Genomic DNA, 6,298 nt, shown 5'->3' with positions numbered 1-6,298 from the left:
TGCCGCACCGTTATGCTTCTAATTACTCAAAGACACTTTAGACAGATATGATTACTGCAATAGATGAAACAGGTGGTTTTGATCCTGGCTCGGAAGAGTTCAATTACTTTGTTGCAGTTCACATAGATCAAAATAAGGACAAATATAAAATCAAAGAGAGTCAATTCAATATTTGGGAAGGCTCTATTCCAAATAAGTATAAACAGAATGGAGAAATTAAAGGTAATAATCTTCCTGATGAGCATTTAATAAGCTTTTCAAACGAAGTGCTAGAGGTAAAGCCTTCTGTACTTTACTCAGTCGTAAGAGTCAAACCATCAGAGACCTCAGAAGATTTAATGGAGAAAAGAAAAAAGTATGAGATAAAATCGATTGAAGATGTTATAAAAAAGGCTCGTGAGAACAATCATGAAAGTTGGGCAAGGGGTTATGAGAAAATTCTTGCTTGGTATAAAAACAGAAATTATCAAATAATGTTGAAAATTTTGTGTTTAGAAGAGCTACTTGGAATGTCACTGAATCGCGTTTTAGGATGGGCGCAACTCAGCTATGAATTAGATGATGATATTTCAAATATTAGGGATTTACAGTTTAAAGTAGATAAGGATTTTATAAGAGCTGATAATGTGAAATTATTGTGGGGTGAATTGTTACGCCAGTATTGGAAGAGGTTCACTAAGAAAGAGCCTATCCCTGTTCTTGTTTCATGGAAAAAAGAAGATCATCCTATTTACAAAGTATTCGACGAAGTTGATGGTGGCTTAAATATTAAAAAGGTTTTTAGAGAACGGACTCAATTTGTAGACTCCATGAACAACTGGGAAGTGAGAATGGCTGATTTAGTAGCGACTATTATTCATCGATATCAAAATAGAAATCAGTGTGAAGAAGCTGGAAAAAAGTTATTAGAACATTTAGGGGGTAAACAAAAAAACTACAAACATTTAATTCCTAATTTTGATGAAGAAATATAATAGCCAAACCGTTATGCGAATAAATCTACTTGACGAATGAAGTTAGATTCTTCCGGGATTATTCGATTTCGAAAAATCGCATTAAGCAAGAATTATATATGGAAGTAAACTTTTCAAAAATAAGAACACATAATGGAAGTAAAAACTCAGGATTTGAAGAGCTGATTTGCCAGCTTGCCCACCTACAGCGGCCAGAAAATGGGAAACGATTTGTTAAGAAAGAAGGTGCTGGAGGAGATGCCGGTGTTGAGTGTTATTGGGTTCTTGATGATAACTCTGAGATAGGCTGGCAAGCTAAGTACTTTCCCGATGGACTTAATACTTCTCGTTGGCAACAAATTGATGAATCTTTTTCAAAGGCTTTAGAGAAACACCCCAATTTAAGACAATACGTTGTCTGTCTACCTATAGACAAAGCAGATAGCAGGAAGAAAGGAAGGGGTGGAAATCAAGTAGTTTCTGTTGAAGATGAGTGGTTGGATCACGTTAAAAAATGGAAAAAACAAGCCCTGGCAATAGACCGAGAAATAGAGTTTGTTTACTGGGGAAAGCATGAGATTTCTGCACTCCTTATGATTGACGACCCGCTTTACTATGGTAAAGCTTTGTATTGGTTTAATGAGCCATTTTTAGGTTCAAAAATATTTAGAAAAATAGCAAAAAGATCACAGGATAGTCTTGGGGATAGGTATACCCCTGAATTTCACGTTGAGCTACCAATAGCAAGAAGTTTCGATGGTTTGTGCTTAAACTCCTCATGGTGGGATCTTCTCAAAGAAAAGAAATCGGATCTAAAAGAAGCTGGCTTGGAAGTAGTGTCCTTTTTAAGGAAGGAGAAAGAATCTCAGAGCTCATTATTAGAAAATGAAAGATTAAATGGCTTGAACGAACAGCTTCATAGAGTTATTAATGATTTTGACAATGGAATTATGCATAGAGATTTTAATAATCGATTGTCAGACATAAGCTCCAACTTAGAGCATCTTTCCACTATATATTCAAAAATTCACCAAGAGTTGCATGATAAGATTGACTGGACTGAAAGAAAAGGAAATTCCAGAAGTATTCTATATAAACTATCTGCTGTAATTGACGAGGTAACATCCTTTTTGAAACAAAGAATGACAGTTCTATCTCAGACAAAATCTGTTCTCCTACATGGGGAGGCTGGAATAGGGAAGTCACATCTTCTTTGTGATTTGAGCTTACAGAGAATCAAGGAAAATTTACCAACTTTATTTCTTTTAGGTGCTCAGTATCATGGTGGTAACCCAGTTAATTTTATAAAAGAAGCGCTGGATTTACATAGTTACAGAAACTCCCAGGTTCTTGGGGCTATAGATGCAGCTGGTGAAGCTTCAGGCGCAAGAGCACTGATTGTTATTGATGCTATAAATGAGGGGAATTTCAGGGATGAATGGCGCCATCAAATAATGGGGTTCTTATCTGATTTATCAGAATTTCAAAATATTGCCATAATATTTAGTTGCCGTAGTACATACCTTAACTATATCCTTCCTGAAAGCGCAGATGAAAAACACCTGCCACGAATAGAGCACTTTGGCTTTCGCGGACATGAGCACAGAGCGGCAGAAAAATTTCTTTCTCGACAAGGTATATCCAAGCCAAGTGTCCCGATTTTGGCTCCTGAATTCACTAATCCACTTTTTTTGAAAACATGCTGTAGAGCACTTAGGCAAAATGGACAGAGCTCTTTTCCAAAGGGTCTAAATTCTATCACCTCATTATTTGATTTTTATGTCGGGAGCATTGAAAAAATTATAGCAAGAAAGAAAAGATTCAATCCACAAGAGAACATTATTAAATCAACGCTGATCGATATAGCTTCAAAGCTAATGCCTGATAATCTTGAGGGGATACCAAAGAAAGAAGTGAGAATTTTAGTTAATAATTACGATCCAAACCCAAATATTGATGACAGTCTTTTCGATATTTTACTTGATGAGGGAATTATTTCTGAGGATGTATCTTATAAAGCTGAAGGCCGTGGAAACCTAATCATTAGGTTCACATATGAGCGATTTAGCGATTATTTTATTGCCCAAGATTTAGTGGACAAAATAGAAAATATTGAAGTAGCCTTTTCAGGAAAAGGCACAATAAGTAGGTTACTTAAAGACAATGGTTATTATTCTAATGCCGGTATTTTTGAAGCATTGGCAATCATTATACCTGAACGATTCAATAGAGAGCTAGAAGATCTTCTTCCTGATGATATCGAAGTCGAAAAATGGCAGTTAGATCAAACTTTTCAAAATTCTGTTCTATGGAGAAGCCCAAATTCCTTTTCAGACAGGACCTTGGAAATACTTAATAATTTAGAAGGTCACTTTTATAGCCATCCAGCACTAAATATATTGCTAAAGCTTTCTACGGAGCCAAACCATCCATGGAATGCGGAAATGCTTCATAAAAATCTCGTCGGAAAAGAAATTGCAGATAGAGACCATTTCTGGTCAACACATATAGCATACGGCGACAGTTCAGAGGAAGAAAACGAGTATGAATCAATTGTTAGAGCAATAATCGAATGGTCGTATTCAGGTGAATTGGAAACCGTTGAAGCGGAAAGAATTAGGCTATGTGCAATTACACTTCTATGGTTTTTAACTACCCCAAATAGAAGAGTTAGAGATCGATCGACTAAATCCTTAGTCCGAATTCTATCTTTTTATCCAAGACTTGTTAAAGGTTTATTGTGTGATTTTTCAAAAATAAATGACACATATCTAACTGAAAGACTTTATGCTGTTGCATATGGTGTTGTTTGCAATATTAATGATGAGAATTATGTTAGAGAAATTGCGGACATAACATATTCATTGATATTTAAGGATGAAAATCCAATACCACATATCTTGCTTAGGGATTATGCACGTGGAATATTGGAATATGCTTTGCATTTAGGAGTGGCTCCATCAGAAGCGAACCTTGAAAAATTCAGGCCGCCATATAAAAGTGATCCTGAACTCCAAAACCCTTCCATTCAAGAAATAGAAGAATTAGATGGTGATGAGTTTTCATCAGCAATAAAAAGCTCTCTCATGGGGTTTTTAGGTGACTTTGGAAGATATACTATGGGTTGTGTTCATAATTGGTCTTCAACTCCTATATATGCTTCCAAAATTGAAAATGGCATTCAGTTAAAAGAACGATTTGCCACCGAATTTTTATCAGGTGGTGTTCAGAATGAGTATTTAAAGCAAATTAATGCTTTAAAAATCAAAGACAATAAAATTTCTCCAGAAGAGCTATTAAAACACTTTGAAATTACTGATTATAACTCAGATGAATACAGACAAAGCTTCGAAAACAAAAGAAAAAAAGAAGAGGCATTCAAAGATAGAGTAAAGGCCCAACTTACTGAGGAACAGAAAGAGTATTTTCGTTGGCTTTCAGGGGTTAGTAATGATAGGCCGGCAGAGTTTAGCAGAAAATGGGCCCAAAGATGGGTATGTAAACGTGCCCATGACTTTGGGTGGAAAAAGGAATTATTTGCTGATTTTGAAAGAATGTGCTCCCACGGCAGGAGTGGTGGCCCGAGAGGTGGTGCAATGGAACGTGTTGGAAAAAAATATCAATGGATGGCCTTCCATGAGTTTCTGGCTAGACTCTCTGATAACTATCATTGGATTAATCGAGGGTATAGCGATATACCCGATGATGATGTGTATGAAGGACCTTGGCAAATCCATATGCGAGATATAGATCCAACAATTTGGGCGAGGCAATGTGGTGAATACAAAACTTTTCACAACAAACAAAGTACTTGGTGGCAGCCTTATACTTTTCCATTTCCAATTGAGAATGATTTAACTGCTAAAAAAAACTTCTTATGGGATGAAAATATTCTACCAATTTTTTCAGATTTGCTTAAAAGGAAGATGCCAGTTGATAATTCCAATTGGTTTGTTCTACACGGTCATTGGTCTGAAAACAGGAAATATTCGGATGATGAATCTGATAGCCCCTATCTTGATGGATGGTTCAGGATTAATTCAATTATAATACGTAAGGGAAATTACGATTTGTTAGCAAATGGAGTAGGTTCAAAACCACTTATCGATCCTCATGTAGTAAGTGCTCCATCAACGCAACACCAGGGCTTTTTAGGCGAATATCCTTGGCACACAGTATATCGCCATATTTCCGGGTGGAAAAAGCCGGACGAGATTTTCAGAGATCAGATTGTAGTTGAGCACCTTATTCCTTTTGCTAAATATGAATGGGAGGATAGCGGAAGCGATTATTCTCTCAATAGCTCTCTCTATTTTCACATGCCATCAAAAGAGTTAATTCAGGATATGCAATTATCCCGTCCTTCTGGTCAATGGGGCGTATGGGAATCTGAAGGTCAACACGCTTTTTATGATCCAAGTCTACAAGATTATGGCCCTTCATATGCTTTAATGCGAACTGAAATATTGCAGAAATGGCTTGAAGACAATGATATGGAAATTGTCTGGTTGATTGGCGGTGAAAAAATGATGTTTTCTTCTGGAGCTAGTCAATTTTTTGGTCGCTTGGTCTATAGCGGTTTGTACAAAATTGTAGATGATAGTCCTGTAGGTAAAATATGGTTTGACAGGGAAGAGCCAAGAGATTGAACAATTTAAAAATATCTTACAGCAGTTATATTTCTATTTTTATTGGAGATCGCATAACCAGTGTTTCCTGCGGACCGGCTCAGGTTTCTTGCTCGACTTTTGACCTGATTGACCGGCCGCAGAAACACCGCACCGTTATAAATCGGGAAAACCAGTTAGCAGATTTACCAAATTAGCACACATTAAAACGCAAAAAAAGTTTATCTATGCTCCATTTTGGTAAATAAAGGTAGGTTTATTTCGCATATAAATTTCTTGGCCGTTTTCTGCAGTCAACCCACGAAAAGAGAAAATTAACCTTAAACAAGAGAATATTACTATGTACGAAGAATATAGTCGCCAAGCATTACCCTCAAAAAAATATAGAGAATTACTTGGGTCTGCCATTTGTGTTTTTAATTCCAACAATCAATTTATTATCGAAAATATTTTGAGAATAGATTTCTCACCTAGACTACGTTGCTGTGTTATAATATCTGAGAATGTTAGATCTGGTAATATGTCCTCATTATGAATTTCATCGACTATCAAATTAATGATTCGATCAATCAACATACTTTCTTTTTGATTAAGTAAATACATCCCTGATCTTAGCAAGGACATTCTCAAATTTTGATGTTGAGATTTTGTTATACCCTGAAGCAATTCGATTGCTCCATGGTCTGAAATTCTGTAATTCAATGCTTGATCATCCAG

2 protein-coding genes and 2 pseudogenes are annotated in these 6,298 nt (G+C 36.2%); 3 read left to right on the top strand and 1 reads right to left on the bottom strand.

Features of this window, described 5'->3' with window-relative positions; translation table 11 throughout:
• Positions 1 to 47 precede the first annotated feature (47 nt).
• The 3 genes and pseudogenes from ACJWXQ_RS00320 to ACJWXQ_RS00310 all read left to right on the top strand — a co-directional run.
• Positions 48 to 974 (top strand): hypothetical protein, encoded by a 927-nt coding sequence (locus ACJWXQ_RS00320; protein WP_406671908.1) that lies wholly within the window; start codon positions 48 to 50, stop codon positions 972 to 974.
• Between the two features lie 98 nt (positions 975 to 1,072).
• Positions 1,073 to 5,602 (top strand): NACHT domain-containing protein, encoded by a 4,530-nt coding sequence (locus tag ACJWXQ_RS00315; protein ID WP_406671907.1) that lies wholly within the window; start codon positions 1,073 to 1,075, stop codon positions 5,600 to 5,602.
• Between the two features lie 319 nt (positions 5,603 to 5,921).
• Positions 5,922 to 6,044 (top strand): annotated as a pseudogene (locus ACJWXQ_RS00310) (selenium binding protein); the annotation flags it as partial.
• Here the strand turns inward: ACJWXQ_RS00310 and ACJWXQ_RS00305 are convergent.
• Positions 6,011 to 6,298, bottom strand: a pseudogene (locus tag ACJWXQ_RS00305) (hypothetical protein); the annotation flags it as partial. The pseudogenes ACJWXQ_RS00310 and ACJWXQ_RS00305 overlap by 34 nt on opposite strands.

The organism is Natronospira sp. (assembly GCF_007134575.1).
Lineage (GTDB): Bacteria > Pseudomonadota > Gammaproteobacteria > Natronospirales > Natronospiraceae > Natronospira > Natronospira elongata.
This window is presented reverse-complemented; position numbering and strand designations above follow the sequence as displayed.

Bases quoted from the DNA above. Each gene is read 5' to 3' on its own strand.
- ACJWXQ_RS00320 (WP_406671908.1), top strand. From the start codon at position 48: ATGATTACTGCAATAGATGAAACAGGTGGTTTTGATCCTGGCTCGGAA.
- ACJWXQ_RS00315 (WP_406671907.1), top strand. From the start codon at position 1,073: ATGGAAGTAAACTTTTCAAAAATAAGAACACATAATGGAAGTAAAAAC.